The organism is Marinilabilia salmonicolor (assembly GCF_003003035.1).
In the GTDB taxonomy this organism is placed as follows: Bacteria; Bacteroidota; Bacteroidia; order Bacteroidales; family Marinilabiliaceae; genus Marinilabilia; species Marinilabilia salmonicolor_A.
Genome location: NZ_PVTS01000022.1, coordinates 1 through 22,549, shown reverse-complemented (window position 1 = coordinate 22,549; position 22,549 = coordinate 1). Strand labels below are relative to the sequence as shown.

The window sequence follows — 22,549 nt, the reverse complement described above, 5'->3', positions numbered from 1 at the left end:
TCAGCTCATCAGCTCATCAGCTCATCAGCTCATCAGCTCATCAGCTCATCAGCTCACCAGCTCACCAGCTCACCAGTTCATCAGCTCAAAACTAAAAACAATGGCATACCTGAATCTCATACGTTACAAAAACCTCATCATCATTGTATTGCTTCAGATTTTGTTGCGATATGGGTTATTAATACCGATACTGAACCACTTCGGGGTAAGCCCGGAGCTCAGTCATCTCCGGTTTGGACTACTGGTGCTTGCGACCGTACTTCTGGCAGCATCGGGGTATGTCATCAACAACTATTTCGATGTGAGCATTGATCGCATCAACAAACCGGACAATGTGGTTGTGGGACGACAGGTTCCGAGACGCACCGCGTTGTTGCTGCATGTGATTTTCACCTTTACGGGGGTTTTTATCGGTCTGTTTCTGGCTTACATCACGCGCAAAGAAAACTACGCCCTGATGTTTATCCTCATTCCCGGACTTTTATGGTATTATTCCACCACACTGAAGAAACAGATGCTTGTAGGCAACCTCACCATTGCCCTGCTTACGGCCCTGGTTCCGTTTGTGGTAGTTTCCATTGAGTTTGCCACCCTTGCAAGAGTTCATGGAAGTATCATTCTGCAGTCTGAAGCCTGCTCCACAGCATGGTTCTGGACTACCGGATTTGCTTTCTTTGCCTTTATCAGTACCCTGATGCGCGAACTTATAAAAGACATGGAAGACGTGGAAGGAGATCGGGAAGCCGGATGTCGCACTCTCCCGGTTGAAATGGGCATCGATTATTCCAGATCTATTGTTGTCATTCTGTCCATTGCTTCGGTTGCTGCCCTCTGGCTCATTCTCATAATTGTTCCTCAACTTAGAAGCAGCCTGATTACCATAGGCTATTTCGCACTTTTCCTAACCATTCCGTATGTCGTTCTGGCCTTAAAGACCCTGACCTCCAAAACAAAAAAAGACTTTGCCTTTATCAGCGGTCTCAGCAAAATTATTATGCTGATGGGAATTTTATTCATCATAGTAGCCCGGACTTTTTTTGTATAACTTTTGCCGGATATTACAAAAAGCATAAACACAGACACGGTGACGCAAAGCATTTATCAGCAAATATTAAAACAAATTCTCCACAATATACCAACAACCCTATAACAGCTTCAGCAACCTTCAAAGCCCGGTCATTGCAAGGGGTACGCCCGAAGCAAACACATAAATTTAAACTTCAACCCAAATGAATGGAGTTTTGACATCAAAAACAGCAATTGAATGATTCTTCAAAATCTGGAAAAATATCACATTACACTTGCATCGGGATCGCCCCGCAGGCATGACCTGCTGCACAAAGCCGGAATAAATTTCGAAGTAGGCCGGGGACGAGATGTGCCCGAAGAGGTTCCTCCCGGAATGCACATCGATGAAGTAGCACTCTATCTTGCCCGCTTAAAAGCCGATGCATGGAGAGACATCTGGCAGCAACCCGGCCAATTGGTCATTACTGCCGATACAATTGTTGCCATTGACAATAGGGTTATTGGCAAGCCGGAAGATCGTAACCATGCCGTAAAAATGCTGGAGTCGCTCTCGGGCCGGTCTCACCGGGTCATCACAGGAGTAGTGGTTCGATCTGCAGAGAAAGAAACAGCATTTTCTGATATCACCACGGTTCATTTTAAACCCCTCGGTGAAGAACAAATCCAATACTACATCGATCGTTTTGAACCTTTTGACAAAGCCGGCTCTTATGGTATTCAGGAGTGGATTGGGATTGTAGGTATCGAACGCATTGACGGAAGTTACTTCAATGTAATGGGGCTTCCGGTTTCCCGATTGATGGATGAACTGGAAAAATTTTGAAAGACAGGCTGATACTTATTAAACTGTCAACACCAAAAAGGAGGCAGGAGATGGAGAATAGAGGTGAGAGATGAGAGATGAGAGGTGAGAGATGAGAGGTGAGAGAAAAGAAGTTAGAAAATAGAAGACTGGCTCTGAAAGAAAAAAAATAAAAACTGATAGGACAAAAACCGTAAAAACAATCACAATATGAAGAAGTTACTACTCATCATCATTTCCATCCAACTGGCTTTCAGCGCATCAGCCAAAGAAGGAATGTGGATTCCTCTGCTGTTGGAAAAATACAACATCGAAGAGATGCAGGAGATGGGCTTTAAACTAACTGCCGAAGACATCTACAGCATCAATCAGGCAAGTATGAAAGATGCCGTAATGATTTTCAACGGTGGTTGCACTGCCGAACTGATTTCTGATCAGGGACTCATCATTACCAATCATCATTGCGGATATTCTGCCATTCAATCGCACAGCACCATAGAGAATGATTACCTGACGGATGGCTTCTGGGCGATGGGGAAAGACGAGGAGTTGCCTAACCCCGACATGACAGTTACCTTCCTGAAGTATATGGAAGATGTCACCGACAGCGTTCTCACCGGCGTGGATGAAACCATGACCATGCAGAAACGAGAAGAGATCATCTCTGAAAACATCAAGAAAATCACGGAACAGGCCACCAAAGACACACATTACACGGCCACAGTGAAGCCTTTCTTTCATGGCAACCAATACTTCCTGTTTGTAAACGAAGTCTTTAAAGACGTTCGCCTGGTTGGAGCCCCTCCGTCGGCCATCGGTAAGTTTGGCGGCGACACCGATAACTGGATGTGGCCAAGACACACCGGTGATTTCTCTGTTTTCCGCATTTACGCCAATGAAGACAATGAGCCTGCAGAATACAGTGCTGAAAACAAACCCTACAAACCCGCCAAACATTTCCCGGTTTCGCTCAAAGGAGTGGATGAGGGCGATTTCACCATGGTATTCGGATACCCCGGAAGCACTTACCAATATGTTCCATCGTTCCACCTGGAAATGCTAACCGAAAAAGTTTACCCCGGACTGATTGACATCCGCACACATAAGCTCAACATCATGGACAGATATATGGAGCAGGATCGTGGTGTGCGAATCAAATATGCAGCCAAAAATGCGGGAGTCTCCAACTCATGGAAAAGATGGCGCGGAGAAATCAGAGGGCTGGATATCCTCAACGCACAGCAAAAGAAAGAAAACTATCAGGAAGGTTTCCAGGAATGGGTTGAAGAGGATTCCAATCGTGCAGCAAAATACGGAACACTTCTGAGTGAATATGAAGAGTTGTATTCCTCACTGGGAGAGGTACGTTTGGGACGTGATATGCTACTGGAAGTTATTTATCGCAACGGAATAGAGGTGGCCAATGTGGCATCCATGTTCAGGGGCCTGGCGTCTCTCTACGAAAAGGAAAAAGGCCCGAATGCCGAAGAGGTGGAAAGAATGAAGTCCGGCATAAAGAAAGATCTGACAAGCATCTTCAAAGACTACCATCAACCAATTGACAAAGAGATCACTGCCGACATACTGTCACTTTACAAAAACAGTGTTGACGACAATTATTTACCGGCCTTTTATGAAGAAATTGCAGGTAAACACAAAGGAGATTACAATGCCTATGCCGACCGGCTTTTTAAGAAAACCATTTTCGCCGACGAGGCATCATCCATCGAATTTCTTGAGAACTTCTCAGCCCGCAGTGTAAAAAAGCTCAAAAAAGATCCGGCCTGGGTATTGTACGAAAATTTCATGGATGTATATGGAGATCAGATTTATCCGGCTTACAAATCTCTCAACCATAAAACAGACAGTCTGAACCGCCTTTATATGAAAGCGCAAATGGAATATGAGTCGGACAAGAATTTGTATCCCGATGCCAACTTTACCCTGAGGGTCGGTTATGGTAAGGTAAAAGGCTACCAGGCCCGTGATGCCGTTCAATATCTGCATCAGACCACTTTGGAAGGGATTATGGAAAAAGACAACCCTGAAATATATGATTACAGGGTACCTGAACGGCTGAAAGAGCTCTATCGTAATAAAGATTACGGAAGATATGAAGAGAACGGAACCGTGCCCGTATGTTTCATTGCCACCAACCACACCACAGGAGGAAACTCCGGCAGTCCGGTTGTCAATGCAGAAGGTCACCTGATTGGGGTAAATTTCGACCGTGCCTGGGAAGGTGTCATGAGCGATTTGATGTTCAACCCGGAACAATGCCGAAACATCTCCATCGATATCAGATATGCACTTTTCATCATCGACAAATTTGCAGGAGCAGGCTACTTACTGGATGAGATGACTATCATCGAATAAAAGAGAGTTCACGCCAAGTGTCGGAAACTCCAACAATATAAAACCCGTGCTGATTCAATAATCTGATCAGTTCACGGGTTTTTCTTTTTTAAAATATTTTAATTACACCTGTCCAAATTCATTCCTTACCACTCCCTGCAAAAGCAACCCCATCTTCACCCAATTGCTAACTCTGATGCGCTCACGCAGAATGGTTTTAGACGGCGTTCGTTTGATCTTTCTAAACAACTTAAGATGATAGATATAAGCGATATAAACCCCGAGGCGGGCTTCCTTTTTCAACATCATTATACCCTTATAGGCTTCCCTGAAATCTTCCTCTATCTCTTGCTCAATCTGTTGCTTTTGAACTTCGGTGAAATTTAAAAGGTCCACATTCGGGAAATAGCTCCTCCCGCGTTCATCCAGGTCTGACTGAACATCACGTAAAAAATTAACCTTCTGAAAGGCCTCGCCCAGTTTCCGGGCAGGATACTTTAACGCTTCATATTGTTCGGTCTCCCCTTTGTAAAACACCCGCAAGCACATCAAACCAACAACTTCTGCTGAACCATAAATATAAGTTTTATATTTATCTGAGTCATATTTCTTATGATTCAGATCCATCTCCATACTATCAAAAAATGCTTCAATGAGATGACGATCGATGTCATAGTTATTTACGACAATCTGAAAACTCTGCAATATCGGATTGGTTGAAATCCCCTCTTCTATCGATGAAAAAGTCTCCTTACGAAAACGATCCAACAGTTCTGCCTTATTATGGTTATGAAATGTATCCACAATCTCATCGGCAAACCTTACAAAACCATAGATTCCGTAAATAGCGTGCCGGATTTCGGGTGCCAGTAAGCGAATGCCCAAAGAAAAGCTGGTGCTGTATTTCTTGGTGGTATGTCGGCTGCATGCCATTGCGTTACTGTTGTATAATTCGATGCTGTTCATTAGTATAAAATTTGATTATAAAGGTCTAATGGAACTCGCATGTAAGAATATTATGCATATTCTATTGTGGTTCCATTGCCATGCTCGTTTCATCTCAAAATCATTTAATTGTTAAAACTCCGCCACCTCCATCTGCTCAACAGTCAGTTTCGAGCCAATCACAACCATTGGCAATCCGGTCCCCGGCGTGGTAGATGCACCTGTATAAAAGAGGTTCTTCAATTTCTCATCTTTATTCGAAGGTCTCAGGTAAGCCATCTGCCCCATGTTATGCCCAAGTCCCAACCCGCTTCCGCGATGCAGGTTAAACATCTTCTCCCATTCCACAGGAGTATAAATGGTCTGAGAAACCCGGTTTGCAATCAGATCATATCCAACTCGTTCGGACAGGTCCTTCAGGATGCTTTCGGTTATCTCATCCTTATCCGACCAGTCGGGTCGGAAACGTAAATCAGGTACCGGAACCAAAATAAACAATGACTCACAACCTTCCGGCGCACTTTCCGGGTTGTGCCGTGAAAGTACATTCACGTAGTAATAGGGCTTTTGTAACGAGACCTGATTTTTAAAAATTCCATTGGCATAATCCCTGAAATTGGTCCCCAGAAAATAATTGTGATGATGAATGTGGGGGATCTTTCCTTTAACTCCGAGGTAAATGGTCAATGGCGCCATCGTCCATCGCATTTCATCAAGTTTCTCTATCCGAAACGACCTGCGTTTCAGAATAGCTCCTCTAAACCACGCCGCATCGGCATTGATCACATACTGATCGGCCGTCCATCTCCTGCCCTTCTGATCGATCAGTGCCTTTACCCGGCTTTTTTCCTGCTCCAACTTAACAATTTCCGTATCGAAGTGCATCTCCACCCCCCGTCTTTTCAGCTCATCAACCAGGCCTTCCACAATCTTATACATCCCACCACGGACATTGTAGTAGCCATCATGCTTCAGCTCGGTGTATGATAAAAGAGTAAAAACAGCAGGTGTGTCAAAAGGCGTACCTCCCAGAAAAAAGGCTACCAGCGAGAGTATTTCTTTCACCTCTCTGGATTCAAAGTGGCGTTCCACCTCACTCCAGAAGGTGCGTATTAATTTGGGGGCATGCTTTAAGGGGACCTGCACCAAAGCCTGCAAATATTCCCACCAGTGATTAAAATTCCGACGTATAATCAAATTCTCGGTATCGTGAAACAACGCACCGGTAGTCTGCAAATACCGGTTTAGCTTTTGCTCCAGATCAGGCTCTATACCCTTAAATTCTTCTGCAAGTTTCTTTGTATCCTTATAAATTTTGAAAGTCTTCCCTGTATCGCTAAAATTAACAGCATAAAGAGGATCTAATTCATGAAATTCGAAAGGCAATTTCCAGTTACAGGAACGTGCAAGCTCATGAAACTCATAACTCATGCTAAAAAAAGAAGGCCCCATATCAAAGGTAAAACCATCTTTGACAAGCCTGTTGAGGCGACCTCCTGCCTGATGGAATTTCTCTACCATCACCACTTCATGGCCTTTACTGGTGAGCCGAAGTGCTGTGGCGAGTCCGCCAAGACCTGTTCCTGCAATTAAAACTTTACTCATGGATTGTGGATTTCAATTTCATTTTCAATTTCACTTAATTTTCTATTAATTTCAACTTTTGCAGATTAATTCTTATCTTCATGAAACGACCCTGGAAATAATTACCTCAAAGACACTGCATCCGTTAATGCATGGGAATTCCACCAGGTCAATTAGTTACTAATGAAAGGGTGACAAACATTCTTTCAGGTTTTTCACTAAATACGTTCAACATTTATCAATATCACAGAAACACTATTAAAACTCAAAAAATTTCAAAAAATCTAATTTCAAGGAAAATGATCACAAGGCTTAAACATACAACCTAATTATTTTGTTTATTTTTAAACAAAAAAAATGAAACAAAAAAAATGCATCATTATAGGAGCCGGAATTGGGGGGCTTGCAGCAGCTGTTCGGATGGCCGCCGCCAATTACGAAGTGCTGGTGCTGGAAAAAAATGACACTCCGGGTGGAAAAATACAGCAGATACAAAAATATGGTTTTCGTTTCGACACAGGCCCGTCCCTGTTCACCTTACCACATCTGGTGACAGATGTTTTGAATATTAGCAATACCCCAGACCACGACCTTTTCAACTTCAGAAAGCTCCATAATGTATGTCGCTATTTTTATGAGGATGGGACCATCATAAATGTACCTGATGATCCTTTAGAATTTGCCAGTGAGATAGAAGAAAAGACAGGGGAACCCGCAAAACATATATTAAAATATTTGAAAACGGCACAAAACCGCTACCTGGCTGCAGCCGATCTGTTCATTTTCAACCCGATCAACAGTCTTTTTAAGTCAGCCCTCAGAAAACAGCCAAAGGAATTACAGCCACTCCTGGCAGTGAATCCTGTTCGCACCATGCATGAAGAAAACCGAAAGTATTTTCGTAGTCCCCATGTTATCCAACTATTCGATCGTTATGCCACCTACAACGGATCATCGCCCTACCAGGCTTCCAGCATGCTGAATATGATTTCACACCTGGAACATAACGACGGGGCTTTCTTCCCGGAAAAAGGAATTTACAGTATTGTAGAGGCCATCTACCAAAAGGCTTTACAGCTGGGTGTCGAATTTCGTTTCCGATCCAAAGTCATCGGTCTAGAAACAGAGAAGCGAAGCATCCGTCAGGTAATCACCACCTCGGAGCATTTAAGTGCTGACATAGTGATCTCTGACGTGGATGTCAATACTTTTTACAGGAATCAGGCCCAACAACTCAGAAAACCGCGAGCGGTCAGAAAACCTGCCCTCTCCTCCTCTGCATTGATCTTTTATTGGGGGATGAAAAGTTCCCATCCGCAGTTGGACGTGCATAACATTCTTTTTTCCAACGATTACAAAAATGAATTCAGTGCCATCTTCGAAAAGCAGCAACTTTTTAACGACCCCACAGTTTATATATTTATCAGCTCAAAAGCTGTAAAATCAGATGCACCCGAAGGTATGGAGAACTGGTTTGTAATGATTAATGTTCCACCCACCAACGAAAACGGACAGCAGGTATCGGTAAGTGAGGCCCGTTCTCACATCATCAATAAAATTAAACGAACCCTGAAGGTGGATCCTGAAAAAGAACTGCTCTTCGAAGAAAAAGCCACCCCCATCACCATAGAAGAGCGAACAGGCTCATACCGGGGAGCATTGTACGGAAACAATTCCAACTCCTTGTGGTCGGCATTTCTTCGTCACCGAAATCGTTCCAGGGAGATAAAGAACTTGTTTTTCACAGGAGGAAGTGTGCACCCCGGAGGAGGCATTCCACTTTGCCTTGCCTCTTCAGAAATAGTTAAAAAAGAAATAGACAAATTATGGAGTCAGCCATCAAAAAGCTAACACAAACCCACCTGGTACCCTCCAGGATCAATAAGTTCTGGATCATCTACTACTCTGTGGGAATTGCGGGATTTGCTTTACCCCAGACAAGGGACTTGTTCACAAATCTCACAGGGTTTTCCATTCTCTTATCCACCGTCCTGTTGTTTTGGTTTCACCAGCCCTGGAACTTTAGATTTCTGGGTGCCAGCGTATTTGTGTTTTTGGGAGGTATCCTGATTGAGGCCATCGGAGTAAACAGCGGCGTCGTTTTTGGAGAATATCAATATGGAGCCACACTGGGCCCCAAAATCATGAACACCCCGGTATTAATTGGCATTAACTGGGTGATGCTGATCTACATTGTATGGCAATTGGTGCGACAGATCAACACCCACGTCATAGGTCAACTCTGTATAGGGTCTTCCCTGATGGTAGGATATGATCTTTTCCTGGAACCAGTGGCCATTGATACGGATATGTGGAGCTGGGGAAACAATGCAGTTCCCCATCAAAACTACCTGGCCTGGTTCGTCATCTCCTTCGTTTTCCTGGGGGTATTCCGGCTGGCCGGCACCCATTACAAAAACCCGGTGGCACCGGGTTTGCTTGCAGCACAAATTGCATTTTTCTTTCTTCTCAACCTCATCCTTTAACCGCGAAATCTTAACAACTTTATGATAAAAGCTTCACACCATCCTGTATATATCTGGTTTTTTAGACACTTCACCAATTTTCTGGTTCGTCTAAAATTCAAAAAAATATTCATTGAAGGTGATACCGCTGCAGATAACTCTCCCCTATTGGTTATCAACAACCATTTTTCCTGGTGGGACGGATTTTTCATCAACTACCTGAATAACAAGCTTTGGAAAAAGAAATTTCATGTAATGATGCTTGAAGAGGAACTGGAAAAACGAAGATTTCTGGCACGGGGAGGTGCATTTTCTATTCGCCGAAACCATTCCAGCACACCCGCCTCTTTCATCTACGCCAAAAAAATACTTGAGAACAGTTCCAATAATCTATTGCTGATGTATCCGCAAGGAAAGCTCCAGGCACAGGCTACACGCTATTTGGAATTTGAACCGGGCGTGGAGCGCCTGCTACAAAAGACCAATCCCACGGTAAAAATGGTAGTCACGCTCATCGACTATTTCGGAAATCCAAAACCTTCTTTGTGGCTCTACATCAAAAATCTGAATTCAGATGGCACTATTCCAACAGAAAAAGCTTTTAATGATTTCATGAACGAATGCATTGATCATCACAACAAAAACACTGATCTTTAGCAACAATGGAAGTCCTACGAATTATTGCATACATCTCCTTTGCCATTCTTACCATCCGATGGCTGACATCGTTGCTAAACCTTGTCACAGGCGCTCCACGCTCTCAGCCATCACCCAAACAAAAAGGGGAGATTTCTATTCTTGTCCCGGCACGCAACGAAGCGCATAATCTGCCACGGCTCCTGCAAAGCCTGCTCCATTGCGACAACACCGTTGGAGAAATCCTCATCTACAATGATTTGTCGGAAGACGAAACTTCCAGTATAGTCAACCTCTGGAGCCATTATGACTCCCGGATACGATTAATTGAAGGCAGTTCCCTACCTGAAGGCTGGAAAGGGAAAAACCATGCCTGTCATCAATTGGCACTACAAGCTAAAGGGAGCTATTTTCTCTTTCTTGATGCCGATGTTGTAGCAACCCAGGAAGCCATAGATCAAGCCCTTTCATATTTAAAACGTCATCAACTGGCCTTATTCTCTTTCTTTCCGCGTCAGGAAATGAGAAGCCTGGGAGAGTGGCTGCTTGTATCTCAAGTCAACATTATCCTCGTCTCGGTACTCCCATTGGCTGTTGCACAATTCATCCCACTGAAAATATTCAGTGCTGCCAATGGCCAGTTTATGCTTTTTGAAGCAGAGCGTTACCGCCAACAGAACTTTCATAAGAACCAACGTCATCAGGCGGTTGAGGATATTGCCATCGCACAGTATATCAAACAGGAAGGCCTGACAGTCAGAACAGCCCTGGCCCCTGAAGGTCTCAAATGTCGAATGTACCGGAACTATGAAGAAGCCTTATCAGGATTGTCACGCAGTGCCCGTTTCTTTTTTGGCGGAAGCATCGGAGCAGGCTGGTTGTACGTGGTGTTTTCATCTCTGGGGTGGCTCCCGGTTTTGCTGACCTTGTCAGGCAACTGGCTTTTGGCATATTTTCTGTTATTGGTGACCATGCGTATCTTTGTCTCCGCAGCGAGCGGCCAATCGATCTTAAAAAACCTGATTCTGATGCCCCTGCAACAAATAACGCTCATCCACCTGTTTTTCAACGCCACCCGGCAGGTCATTCAAAAAAGAACCACATGGAAAGGAAGAACCATATAATACTCTCAATTTTAGCAATACTCTTAGCATTCAGCTTTCAGGAATCAAGGGCTGAAAGCAGGGATTCCCTGTTTTTTGAGTGGTACACCACCACCAATATGGAGCCATGGAAAAGCACCATGGAGCAGATGGCAGCAGAACGAACCCCAGACAATTACAATCAACTTTTTGAAGTTGTATTGGCCTGGTATGGATATATTGGATATTGCCTGGGCAATGACAAGGAAGAGGAAGCCGAACAATACCTGGAAACAGGATGGAAATTTCTGGATGAGCTGATCGAAATGAATCCAACCAATGCTGCGCCTCATGCGCTCAAAAGCGGTTTTTACGGATTTGAAATGGCACTGGCGCGTTACAAAGCCCTCATTCTGGGCCCCAGAAGTGTTTCCACTTTAAAGACGGCTGCTTCAATCGACAGCACCAACATACATTACCTGGTAGAGAAAGGCAACCAGATGTACTACATGCCTTCCATGCTGGGAGGAGACAAAGAGATCGCCCTCCATCATTACAAACATGCAGTAGAACTCATGATATCGGATAGCAGGTATCATCAGAGGCACTGGTTTTACCTTAATACACTGGTCACCCTTGGATACTCCTACCAGTCAACAGAACATATAAAGGAAGCACGCAAAACTTATCAAAAAATCCAGCGCATAGCTCCTAATTTCAAATGGTTCAACGAAGAAGTGTGGCCAAAATTCGTGGAGAAGTACGGAACTTTTTGATTATTCCCCAATTCTGCCTCCAAAAACTTGGCGCCTATTTTTAGGTATAAAGGCCTCGATTGACTATTTTTGTTTCTCATTTTTATGAAATAAGAAAAAACACATGCAATTAAATTTAAAAAATCCAATCGTTTTCTTCGATCTGGAAACCACCGGCATTAACATTGCCAACGACCGCATAGTAGAAATTTCGATCCTTAAAATAGACACTGACGGCAACGAAGAGGTAAAAACCATGCGTATCAACCCCGAAGTGCCCATTCCCGCCAAAACATCAGCCATTCATGGCATTTATGACGAGGATGTGAAGGATGCTCCCACCTTCAAAGAAGTGGGCCGGCAGCTGGCAACTTTCATGGAAGGCTGCGATATTGCCGGATACAACTCCAACAAATTCGACATTCCACTCCTGGCCGAGGAATTTATCCGGGCTGAAGTAGATTTCGATATGACCAGGCGCAAGTTTATTGACGTACAGACCATTTTTCACAAAATGGAAAAACGCACCCTTGAGGCTGCCTACAAATTTTACTGCGATAAAAACCTGGACGATGCCCACAGCGCAGAAGCAGATACCCGGGCCACCTACGAGGTCCTGAAAGCCCAGCTGGATCGCTATTCCGACCTGAAAAACGACATGGAATGGCTCTCCAAGTTCTCAGCGCACAACAAAAATGCCGATTTTGCCGGACGTATCATCTTCAACGACAAAGGAGTGGAAGTTTTCAACTTCGGAAAATACAAAGGCAAGCCCGTCACCGAAGTACTGGATACCGATCCCGGCTACTACGGATGGATGATGAATGGTGATTTTCCATTATTTACCAAGAAGGTGCTGACCAATATTAAGTTGAGAAATGCTTTTGGAAAGGGATGATAAATGAAACGAGCATGGCAAGGATTGCCTCAAGAGCATATGTTTAAGTTCTTACATGCGAGTTCCATTCGACCTTAATTATCAAATTTTATACGGATGAAAATACTCTGCATAGGCCGTAATTACGTAGATCACGCCACCGAACTAAACAACCCTGTTCCCGCCGAACCGGTTATTTTTTCAAAACCTGACACGGCGTTGTTGCGCAACAACGACCCGTTTTTTCTGCCCGATTTTGCCAACGAGTTTCATCATGAGGTGGAAATCGTGGTTCGCATCAACAAACTGGGAAAGAATATTGAAGAGAAATTTGCCCATCGGTATTATGAGGAAATCGGTCTGGGTATTGATTTCACTGCACGAGATCTGCAGGATCAGCTAAAGAAAAAAGGCCTGCCCTGGGAAAAAAGCAAAGCCTTTGATCATTCTGCAGTGATTTCAAAGTTTGTGAATAAAGAGCTGTTTCCGGATTTGAGCAACCTTAATTTCAGGTTGGACATCAATCAGGAAACCCGCCAAAAAGGCAACACAGCCGATATGATTTTCAGCATCGACCAGCTGATTGCCCATCTATCGAAATACTTTACCCTCAAAATCGGTGACTATATCTTCACAGGAACCCCCGCCGGCGTTGGTCCGGTTAAAATTGGCGACCGCCTTCAGGGTTTTATTGAGGATAAAGCTTTCTTTGATTTTGAAGTTAAATAGGCAGAGCGCATAGGGCACAGAGCATAGAGAAAAAAGCTCTGTGCCCTGTGCTCCATGTACCATGCGGCTGAGCAGGTTTCTTTCAGCTTTTTCATTGATTAATCGTATCCTTTTATAATAAGCCTTCCATTAGATTTTTCATCAAGGTGTCACCCCTACCGGGGCTTTTCCATGCATTGCAACACCATTGCTACCAAACTGTCGCCCCGCCGGGGCTGGAACAAACAGATTGAGGAGTACCTAAATTTCAGCACTTTTTTCCCATCGGGAAATGTAAAAATCATCCATTTTTGTTGGTAAAATGGGACAACCCCGGATGGAATGGCTGTTTAATAGATATAATGTCCTTATACAATAGGTCTTCCATTTTCTTTTTCATTAAGGTGTCACCCCTGCCGGGGCTTTTCCACTCATTGCAACGCTATTGCTACCAAACTATCGCCCCGCCGGGGCTGGAACAGACAGATTGAGGAGTACCTAAATTTTAGCACTTTCTTTCCATCGGGAAATGTAAAAATCATCCATTTTTGTTGGTAAAATGGGACAACCCCGGATGGAGTGGCTGTTTAATAGATATAATGTCCTTATACAATAGGTCCTCCATTTTCTTTTTCATCAAGGTGTCACCCCTGCCGGGGCTTTTCCATGCATTGCAACACCATTGCTACCAAACTGTCGCCCCGCCGGGGCTGGAACAGACAAATTGGGAAGTACGAAAATCTCCAAGCTCTTTCTTTACAACTTGAAAATACAAAACACATCCATTCTTGCTGATTTAATGGGATAGCCCCGGATGGGGCGGCAGTTTGGTAGATAGATTGTTCAAAATAGACGATATAAGCCCCGGATGGGGTGACACCTGCAAATACATTTTTCTGTTACCCCTAAATGAGCTTCATCATTAATCTTGTCTGCTTTTAGCTCGCCATGCCCCATGCTCCATGCGCTGTGCCCCTAGTGATTATGCCCCTGATGGCCTCCGGCCGCACCCTTCTTCATCTCCGACATTAAGGCTTCTGCATTATTCACAGCAAATGAAGCTTTTTGCAAATGTTCATCATCCAGCACTACCTCGGTCATACCTGCCTGCGAGACACCAGTCATCACTTCTATGCGCTCAAAGATCACATATTCGGCATGCTGTCCTTCTTCTTCATGATCGTGTGTTTCACCATGGTCATGACCAGTCTCTTCGGCATGCTCATACCCCACATGTGATTCATGAGCATGTTCATCCTCCTGTGGTTCTTCCACCACCCGAAAGACAAAACGTTTTCCTTCAGCAGCCACAATAGCCTCTTCGGGCAAGGCCCATACAGCTTCATCGCCATTCTGAATATAAGCCACCACAGCCATTCCAGGTAGCAAATTATCATTCCGGTCGGTTATTTCAGCATGAACCAGGGCAGTCCGGGATTCCTGATCGAATCGTTTAGATTTTTTCAGCACGGTTCCACGCATGACGCCGGCTCCTGAATTGTTGGCCGGTCTGAAAGTCAACTGCTGACCTTCCTGTATAAGAGGAAGATCTTTTTCATAGACCTTCAGGTCGAGATGCACCTGGCGGTAATCAGCCACATGAAAAACCTCTTTTTCAGCAGACACAAACACTCCGGTATTTGCCATTACGGCATTCACATATCCTGAAACAGGCGCGAACAAAGGATAACGACTGGTCAGATTCTCAGGGCTAACTCCCTTAGCGGAAATATTGAGCATTTCGAGCCGCTGTTTCAGACTTTGCAACTGCGCACGGTTATTATTATAATCCGCCTCTATGCGCTGAAAAGTTCTGGCAGCATTAACACTGTCACGCAGCAAGCGACTCTGCCTGTTGTATTCCTGCTCCAGATATTTGTCCTGATTCACAGCTTTCAGGTAATCCTGCTGAAGGGCAAGCACATCCGGATGCTCAATATAAGCCAGCACCTCTCCCTTTTGCACCTGAGCACCCTCAATTACACGGATATCCGTCACTACACCTCCGATAAACGGACTTACCGAAGCCTCGGAAGCCGGTGGTAAAGCAATATTTCCAAAAACCTTAACCACTTCCGAAACCTTTTCCAGTGACGGTTGTCCGGTAGTAATATTCACACTCTTCATTTGCTGAGACGTAACCAAAACCTGATTTTCATTCAATTCTTCCTTAACAGCCTCAACACTTCCGGGTTCATGATTGTGACCTTCGTGTACATCCGCTTCTTCTTCAGCATGCGCTTCTGCACTATGGGCGGAATTATTGTTATGATCAGAATGTGCTGATTCTCCGCAGGAAGGTAAAAGCACCATCACTCCAGCCATCAGCAGTAAACCTATTTTATTTAATGTTCTTATCTTCATGATTCTGTATTTCTTGTTCATTACATTTCGCTTAATAACCTCTATTCTCCGGTCATGTACTCCAGTCGGGCAACTACATTATTGTAATCGCGGAGAACTGCCAGATACTCCAGTCTTATATTTGTTGCCTGATCGAAGTACTGCACATATTGCAGATAATCAATATTTCCGGCCTCGTACTGAAGACGGGCATTGTTATCGATCAGACCGGCCTCTTTTAGGCGACTCTCCCGGAAGAATTGAAGTTGCTTACGCAGATTCTCCAGATCATTTCGCAAATTCAGGAACCCTGTCTCCACCGATTGCTCATAGGCGCGATGTTCTTCAGAAACAATTTCAGCCTCAAGGCGTGCACTCTTGTTTTTGCCGCTCTCGCCCCAGATGTCAATGGGGAATTTCACTCCTACCTCAAAAGCATTGAACCCATCCCCACCGTTCACATCTGTCTTACTGAAACGCACAAAAGGATCGGGCCATGAACCTGATTGCAGCATTTTACTTTGAGCCTTGGCAACAAACGTATTTCGCTGCGAAACATCAAGTCCCGGATGTTGACGAAAGGATATTGTATCCAGTGATTCCAAGTCGAAATCAAACTCCGTCAAAACAGAGTCCCGAACCATTACCGGTTCCTCCGAAAAGACCACCTCCTGCAAGCGATTCAGACTGTTTTGGTAAGCCATCCGTGCTTTTTCCAATTGCTGAACGATCTCTTTGAATTTAGAGCGTGCCGAAACACTTTCCAGATAAGAAATATCTCCGGTTTGATACTTCAATTCCCCGGCTTTGCTCAGATCTGAAAATTGCTCCCGGAGTTGCTCCATCAAAGAGAGTTTATCCCGGGCAAAAAGCACTTCATTATAGGCTGTTTTTACCTCACGGATCAATGCGGCCTGCAACTGTAATAATGCTGACCTTGCACGGTCGGTTCTTTTATTTGCCAGCTTCGCGCGGGTCACATATTCCAGTGGATTGTTAAATTCCTGCTCCACCGACCAGGTTTTACGTCCACTCCCCTCATTTTCGTTTTCGAAGGCCAGTTTAGTATCCAGTAAATCAAAGGCAGCAGATTTCTCTGCCCTGCTTTTTTCTACCGTCAATTGTCCGGAATGAATACCAGGATGGTTTTCCATTGCCATTTGTATCGCCTGATCCAAAGATAATGTGGAGTTTTGTTGCCCCATCACAGGAAGTGACAACAAAGCAATCAGCAAAATTGAAAAAGTACGTCTCATTCGGCTACGATTTTTTGAAATATTATTGCCAAGTAGCGAAGGCACGCGTATTTTTTGTCCTTTAAAAGTGTAAATCACCGGCAAAAGAAACAAAGTCAGCAAGGTGGCTGTAATCAAGCCTCCCACCACCACTGTGGCCAGTGGCCTTTGCACTTCGGCACCCGAAGAGGTGGATATGGCCATCGGTAAAAATCCTAACGCATCAGTCAACGCAGTCAGAATTACCGGTCGCAGACGCATATCGGTACCGTGATAAACTCTCCGAAAAGGATTGCTCATTCCTTCGGCTTTCAGTTCATTGAAGAAACTCATCAGCACCACTCCATTGAGTACCGCAATTCCAAACAAGGCAATAAACCCGACTCCGGCAGAGATGCTGAAGGGCATTCCGCGAAGCCATAAAGAGAAAACCCCACCAATAGCCGCCAGCGGGACTGCTGAAAAGACCAACAGCGCCTGACGGGAGGAACCAAAAGTAAAATAAAGCAGCACGAAAATGAATGCCAAAACGAGCGGAACCACCCAGGAAAGCCTTTGTTTGGCACTCTGCAAACTCTTAAAGTCACCCTCGTATGAAACATTGTAACCTTTAGGCAGGTTCAGACGCTTATCCAGTTCTTGCTGAATCTCCTCCACAAAAGACTCCGTATCCCGGCCATCAATATTGATATCCACCTCCAGTTTTCGCTTTACTCCTTCACGGGATATGGCGGCGGGCCCGGCCTGCATCCTGATATCAGCCACTTCACTCAAACGCACCTGCTCGCCGTTGGGTCTTTTCAGGTATAAATCCCCAATGGCATCCGGATTGTTGCGATAATCGTCTGCCAATCGCACCACTTGCGAAAACTGGCGCTCTCCCTCGTAAACGATCCCTGCTTTAGCTCCGGAGTAAGCAGACTGGATAGTCCGGTTGACCGTTTCAATATCCAATCCGTAACGCGCCAGCTGATCGCGGTCGTAGCGTACCACCATCTGCGGTAGGCCTATTACTTTCTGCACATTGAGGTCTCCAGCACCCGGAATATCCTCAATTATTGCGCGGGCCACATTACCATAATGAAACAAAGTATCCAGATTTTCACCATAGATATTTAACAGCACATCGGCAGAAGAACCGGTCAGCAAGTGATTGAACAACATCTCCACGGGCTGGGCAAAAAAGAAACTAACGCCCGGCACTTCGGCAGACATCTCTTTCTTCATCAGGGCTTCCAGTTCATCCTTGGTTTCAGCCCTTACCCACTGATTTTTTGGCGACAAATTGATGATCATTTTGGCCATTTCCAGCGACATGGGATCGGTTGGAATCTCGCCCGTTCCAATCTTGGTGGCCACCTGCTCCACCTCATCGGGGAAATTCTCCATCAGCACTTTCTCCAGCTTGGTATTAATCTCCACGGTTTCCGAAAGGGAAGTGCCGGGTTGCAGCAAAGGATGGATGGCAAAATCCCCCTCATCAAGCTGGGGAATAAAGACAGCTCCCAAACTGCTAAAGAGCAATACAGCAACCACAAAAAGTGCCACAATACCGCCAGTGACCGCATATCTGAATCGCAAAGCCATTCCCAGCATCCTCTGATAACCACGTCGAGTACTTCCGATGATTTTATCAGCCAGTCCGGGTTTATTGCTCTTTTCGGGCCTCAAAATCCAGGCAGCCATCATGGGCACATAAGTCAGACACAATATCATGGCACCAATCAGGGCCGTTCCGAAAGTAATGGCCATGGGCCGGAACATCTTGCCTTCCTGCCCTGTGAGCGTCAGAATAGGAACAAACACAATCAGAATAATCAACTGCCCGAAAATGGCTGTTCGCATCATTCGCCCCGAGGCCCATCCTGCAATCTCATTCATCTTCTGCTTCAATCCGCTTCCACTCAATTGCTGCAAATGCCGCATCCGTTTGCTAATCTGAAAGACCACAAACTCTACGATAATCACCGCTCCATCTATAATGATTCCAAAATCAACCGCTCCCAGACTGATCAGGTTGGCCGACAAATTGAATGAGTACATCACGCCAAGGGCAAAAAGCAGGGAGAGCGGAATAACAGAAGCAGTAATCAACCCGGAGCGAAGGTTTCCCATCAGAAAAACCAACACAAAAATAACAATCAATGCTCCAAGCACCAGGTTTTCAATTACAGTGGCAGTGGTATCTTTTATCAGTGTGGAGCGATCAAGAAAAGGCTCAATCTGAACGCCTTCAGGCAATGCTTCCTCTACGCGGGGCAGTCGCTCTTTCACATTGGCGATTACCTCAGCGGGATTTTCTCCACGCAACATCATTATTTTACCACCGACAGCTTCTCCTTTGCCATTGTAGGTAAAAGCCCCAAAACGGGGAGCATGACCAAACTGCACATCGGCCACATCGCCAATGCGCAGCGGGGTATCTCCATGAAGTTGAATAACCGTTGAACGAATGTCGTCCAGCGAAGTAGTTAAGCCTTCCCCGCGAATAAAGTAAGCCCGTCGGTTTTTCTCGATATAACTGCCGCCCGTATTGGCATTGTTCTTTTTCAGGGCCTCGAAAACATCGACAATGGTAATTCCATAACTACGCAGACGATCGGGATTTACGGCAACCTCATACTGTTTCAGGTAACCTCCCATAGTATTGACGCCCACCACACCGGGAATATTAATCAGCTCCTTCTTCACAACCCAGTCCTGAATCTCCCGCAGGTCAGTCGCTGAATATTGATCTTCATAACCATCTTCGGCACTGATCACATACTGATAAATTTCTCCCAGGCCACTTGTAAGTGGTCCCATGGAGGGCTCTCCAACCCCTGCCGGCAATTTGCCCGAGATTCCTTTTAACTTTTCGGATACCAGTTGCCTCGGCTTGTACATCCCCATGTCGTCCTCAAAAACCAGGGTGATATCGGACAATCCAAACTTCGAACGGGAACGTATCTCAATTAAACCGGGAAGATTCCCCATCTCCAGTTCCACAGGATAGGTGATTAATCGTTCAATCTCCTCGGTTGCCAGATCGGGAGCATAAGTGGTGACTTTCACCTGGTTGTTGGTAAGATCGGGTACCGTATTGAGTGGTAAATGAAGCATCGCATACAGTCCCCACCCAATCCAGGCCAGAATGAAAAGCCCCACAATAAATTTATTCTTTATTGAAAAGGCAATTATTTTATTGATCATAGAAATTAAATTGTAATACTTGTATTGTCGGTCAGGCACGTCTTTATGACACTTCAGCAACATTCAGAACAGGTAGCTGTCTGCATTCCTCATCTGTATAGAATTCAATTATTTTGGTCGAACAAAACCTATATGCAAAAACTTACGCCCATCCTCTCAAGGCAATCATTGCCATGCCTGTTCCAATGACCCGTTGGAAACTACAGCTACTGAAGGTTAATAACGAATAATCATCATGATTTCCGCTATAAAGCCAGCAATCAAATACAAGATATTTCTGAAAAATTTGATTTTTTTAGAAAATTGAGTGGTCGTTTTACATTAAGAATTTCATGCAAAATCAACCGCATCACAATTCCATAAAATAAAAGAAGTATTAAATCAATGGAGGTCCGCGGCGAAAAACCGGAAAAAGAATAAAATCATCTGTATCAGAGGATTCTGTTTTGCAGTAATAATTGACACCTTCATCTGATACTGGTCCATCGGTTAAATAAAATGGGGCCACAAATAACCCGGGAAAAGAATAGATTTGTGGTTGCGAAATTTTCACAACAGTTTGTCGCTCTACCGTAATATCATTAAAAGCATGACAATGATTCTCTGTTGAATCAGAAGACGAGTCATTTTCATGATCGTGACCACATCCTCCCTGATGATCGAGATGTGATGAAGTATAAGCCGAATGAAAATGGTGATGATGAGGAATAATTTCATGCGAAAAGATGACCAGACCGGCCAGCCACAGCAGAAATAATCCTGTATTTTTCCCGTTTATCTTCATTCGACGATGTTGTTGGTTATCTCATTATCGGCAAAGATATTAAAAAACTCATCAGACAAAAACTCTTCCTCCTGATCTTTTTGCTTCTCATCCTCCAATAGCAATAACCCAACACCTAAATAGTGTCTGTCCATAAAGTACCATTTGCGTCGTTATGCTTGCCGCCAAGATTCTCATTTACCCAAGTAAACTCCGCTTTTGGCGGCTTGCGCCACCGCTAAAGCTTTAGGCGGCACGCGGTCGCAAGCCTTGCAACTGGCACTTTCTGACCAGACCCACAATAAAAAACAACCTTTACTTAGTTTATAGAATAACCATTTTTTCCGACTTTATAGACGGGCACTAAATACATAAAGAATCCTCTTTGGAAGAGAATGATTTGCAATTCATGTGTCATACAGATCTCATCAACAATTCCTTAATCATTCATTTTTTTTGAACAACCAGCAAAAAGACGCCAAATATTTAATATATTTGAACAAAACCAGCTCTTACCTCTCCAATATGTCCCTGGGACAACGCCTCCCCAAACACTTATTGGAATGTTGCTAAGAGTAATGTTTAATAAGATGAAACAACAATGAATTTTGCAGAAATCAACAATTAACATAAAAAGGTGCACAATACATCCTCTATTAGCATGTATTGTGCACCTTTTATTGCGACAAATGCGATATAACAGCACCAAAGTGATGATACAAGGACGTTGCAGGCAACCAAGAAAAACTAAAGAAAACAATTCAAATTTAAAATACAGTTCAAAAACTTTAAGCCAGACTGATAAATATTTATGAAAAACTTAACTATTGTTCTCGTCTCTTTATTTGTCCTATTATCTAATCATCTGGGATTGGCACAATCAAATAGTGAATTAAATGAATTAATTCAAATACAAGCTAAAAACAAAGTTGACTCCTTAGGACAAAGACAAGGAAAATGGGTAGAATACAAACTCCTGCCCTCACAAATATCAATAAATCATACGTTTAAAACAGAAAAAGATGGAGAAATCGTTTACATTGTCTTTGACAAAAAAATATATGACGAAAAAAGCGAAATCATTACTTGCACAGGTCAATATAAAAATGGCCTAAAAACTGGTTTATGGATAAAATATTATTCAAATGACACCATAAAAAGCAAGGTTGAATTTCGAAACGGTATTCCTTACGGAAAATGTCAGCATTATTGGAAAAATGGACAATTGAAGATTGAATGTATAATTGGAGATGATTTTAATATTCCAGTTATTGCATATGATATAAACGGGAATAAAGTAATAGAAAAACTAGCTCCAAAAGACCAACTGATAAAGGGTATTTATGAAAAATAAGAATTGAGTAACAAAGCAGATTTTTAGTGCACTGCATTTTTCCGAACTGTTAAATATTCCGAACTGTTAAATATTCCGCAGGGGTTTTTTCGAAAATCCTTAGCATTCTGAAAATCTAGATTTCATTGAAACCATAGGATTTTTCCTATACACGGATGGATAAAATAAAGTTCAAACGGCTAAAAAATTGATTATCACAATAAATATCTAATCGAATGACAAATATGGCAGCCTGCAACAAAGCTATATACGCCAGCCGTGGCATCCACAGCATATTGAAGGTCTTGTATTTCCCAAAACCATTCTTTCAAGCTGATAAATCCATAGCTGGTCTGAAACCACGCCCAGGCGCATATAGCCGGGACGTTAGCGCCCATAGTAAAGAAAAACCATATACACAGAAAAAAGACAATAACGATTGTAT

Annotated in this window: 18 protein-coding genes; 12 read left to right on the top strand and 6 right to left on the bottom strand. The window is 43.9% G+C overall.

The features are described 5' to 3' along the window. Positions 1 to 100 precede the first annotated feature (100 nt). The 3 genes from BY457_RS17010 to BY457_RS17000 all read left to right on the top strand — a co-directional run bounded on the left by BY457_RS17010 (position 101) and on the right by BY457_RS17000 (position 4,207). Positions 101 to 1,045 (top strand): geranylgeranylglycerol-phosphate geranylgeranyltransferase, encoded by a 945-nt coding sequence (locus BY457_RS17010; RefSeq protein WP_106154530.1) that lies wholly within the window; start codon positions 101 to 103, stop codon positions 1,043 to 1,045. Between the two features lie 219 nt (positions 1,046 to 1,264). Continuing rightward, entirely contained in the window at positions 1,265 to 1,852 is a 588-nt protein-coding gene (locus BY457_RS17005; protein WP_106154529.1) for a Maf family protein, read from the top strand. A 189-nt stretch (positions 1,853 to 2,041) separates the two neighbouring features. After that, complete coding sequence (locus tag BY457_RS17000; protein ID WP_106154528.1) at positions 2,042 to 4,207, top strand: S46 family peptidase; 2,166 nt, start codon at positions 2,042 to 2,044, stop codon at positions 4,205 to 4,207. A 102-nt stretch (positions 4,208 to 4,309) separates the two neighbouring features. Here BY457_RS17000 and BY457_RS16995 read toward each other — a convergent pair whose 3' ends face one another. Then, positions 4,310 to 5,152, bottom strand: coding sequence for a phytoene/squalene synthase family protein (locus BY457_RS16995; protein ID WP_106154527.1), 843 nt, complete (start codon positions 5,150 to 5,152; stop codon positions 4,310 to 4,312). 111 nt (positions 5,153 to 5,263) lie between these two features. Then, a complete protein-coding gene (locus tag BY457_RS16990; RefSeq protein WP_106154526.1) occupies positions 5,264 to 6,736 on the bottom strand; it encodes a phytoene desaturase family protein in 1,473 nt (490 codons plus the stop codon). A 336-nt stretch (positions 6,737 to 7,072) separates the two neighbouring features. On the opposite strand from BY457_RS16990, the gene crtD reads away from it, so the two are divergent. The 7 genes from crtD to BY457_RS16955 all read left to right on the top strand — a co-directional run bounded on the left by crtD (position 7,073) and on the right by BY457_RS16955 (position 13,259). Further along, the gene (crtD, locus tag BY457_RS16985; protein WP_106154525.1) at positions 7,073 to 8,566 is read left to right on the top strand and encodes a 1-hydroxycarotenoid 3,4-desaturase CrtD; all 1,494 of its coding nucleotides are present in this window, start codon (positions 7,073 to 7,075) and stop codon (positions 8,564 to 8,566) included. Further along, on the top strand, positions 8,542 to 9,201 hold the full coding sequence (locus tag BY457_RS16980; protein WP_106154524.1) for a carotenoid biosynthesis protein: 660 nt from the start codon (positions 8,542 to 8,544) through the stop codon (positions 9,199 to 9,201). The genes crtD and BY457_RS16980 overlap by 25 nt, the downstream gene beginning before the upstream one ends. Before the next feature lie 21 nt (positions 9,202 to 9,222). Then, positions 9,223 to 9,837, top strand: a complete 615-nt coding sequence (locus BY457_RS16975) for a lysophospholipid acyltransferase family protein (protein WP_106154523.1) — start codon at positions 9,223 to 9,225, stop codon at positions 9,835 to 9,837. 5 nt (positions 9,838 to 9,842) lie between these two features. Then, the gene (locus tag BY457_RS16970) at positions 9,843 to 10,940 is read left to right on the top strand and encodes a glycosyltransferase (RefSeq protein WP_106154522.1); all 1,098 of its coding nucleotides are present in this window, start codon (positions 9,843 to 9,845) and stop codon (positions 10,938 to 10,940) included. Further along, positions 10,919 to 11,674 (top strand): tetratricopeptide repeat protein, encoded by a 756-nt coding sequence (locus BY457_RS16965; protein ID WP_106154521.1) that lies wholly within the window; start codon positions 10,919 to 10,921, stop codon positions 11,672 to 11,674. The genes BY457_RS16970 and BY457_RS16965 overlap by 22 nt, the downstream gene beginning before the upstream one ends. A gap of 103 nt (positions 11,675 to 11,777) precedes the next feature. After that, a complete protein-coding gene (locus tag BY457_RS16960; protein WP_106154520.1) occupies positions 11,778 to 12,551 on the top strand; it encodes a 3'-5' exonuclease in 774 nt (257 codons plus the stop codon). Positions 12,552 to 12,647: 96 nt separating this feature from the next. Beyond that, entirely contained in the window at positions 12,648 to 13,259 is a 612-nt protein-coding gene (locus tag BY457_RS16955) for a fumarylacetoacetate hydrolase family protein (RefSeq protein WP_106154519.1), read from the top strand. 954 nt (positions 13,260 to 14,213) lie between these two features. On the opposite strand, the gene BY457_RS16950 is transcribed toward BY457_RS16955, so the two are convergent. From BY457_RS16950 to BY457_RS19080, 4 genes are all read right to left on the bottom strand, one after another. Beyond that, positions 14,214 to 15,602, bottom strand: a complete 1,389-nt coding sequence (locus tag BY457_RS16950; protein ID WP_258176780.1) for an efflux RND transporter periplasmic adaptor subunit — start codon at positions 15,600 to 15,602, stop codon at positions 14,214 to 14,216. Between the two features lie 41 nt (positions 15,603 to 15,643). Then, positions 15,644 to 20,008 (bottom strand): CusA/CzcA family heavy metal efflux RND transporter, encoded by a 4,365-nt coding sequence (locus BY457_RS16945; protein WP_106154518.1) that lies wholly within the window; start codon positions 20,006 to 20,008, stop codon positions 15,644 to 15,646. A gap of 376 nt (positions 20,009 to 20,384) precedes the next feature. Then, positions 20,385 to 20,792: a hypothetical protein gene (locus tag BY457_RS19085; protein WP_181256522.1), complete on the bottom strand. Its 408-nt coding sequence runs from the start codon at positions 20,790 to 20,792 to the stop codon at positions 20,385 to 20,387. Continuing rightward, entirely contained in the window at positions 20,789 to 20,926 is a 138-nt protein-coding gene (locus BY457_RS19080; protein WP_181256521.1) for a hypothetical protein, read from the bottom strand. Before BY457_RS19080 ends, BY457_RS19085 begins: the two co-directional genes overlap by 4 nt. A gap of 656 nt (positions 20,927 to 21,582) precedes the next feature. Between BY457_RS19080 and BY457_RS16935 the strand changes: the two genes are divergently transcribed. Further along, complete coding sequence (locus BY457_RS16935; protein ID WP_106154517.1) at positions 21,583 to 22,125, top strand: toxin-antitoxin system YwqK family antitoxin; 543 nt, start codon at positions 21,583 to 21,585, stop codon at positions 22,123 to 22,125. A gap of 215 nt (positions 22,126 to 22,340) precedes the next feature. Continuing rightward, positions 22,341 to 22,549 (top strand): hypothetical protein (locus tag BY457_RS19165; protein ID WP_219885177.1); only part of this gene is annotated, 209 nt, incomplete at its 3' end.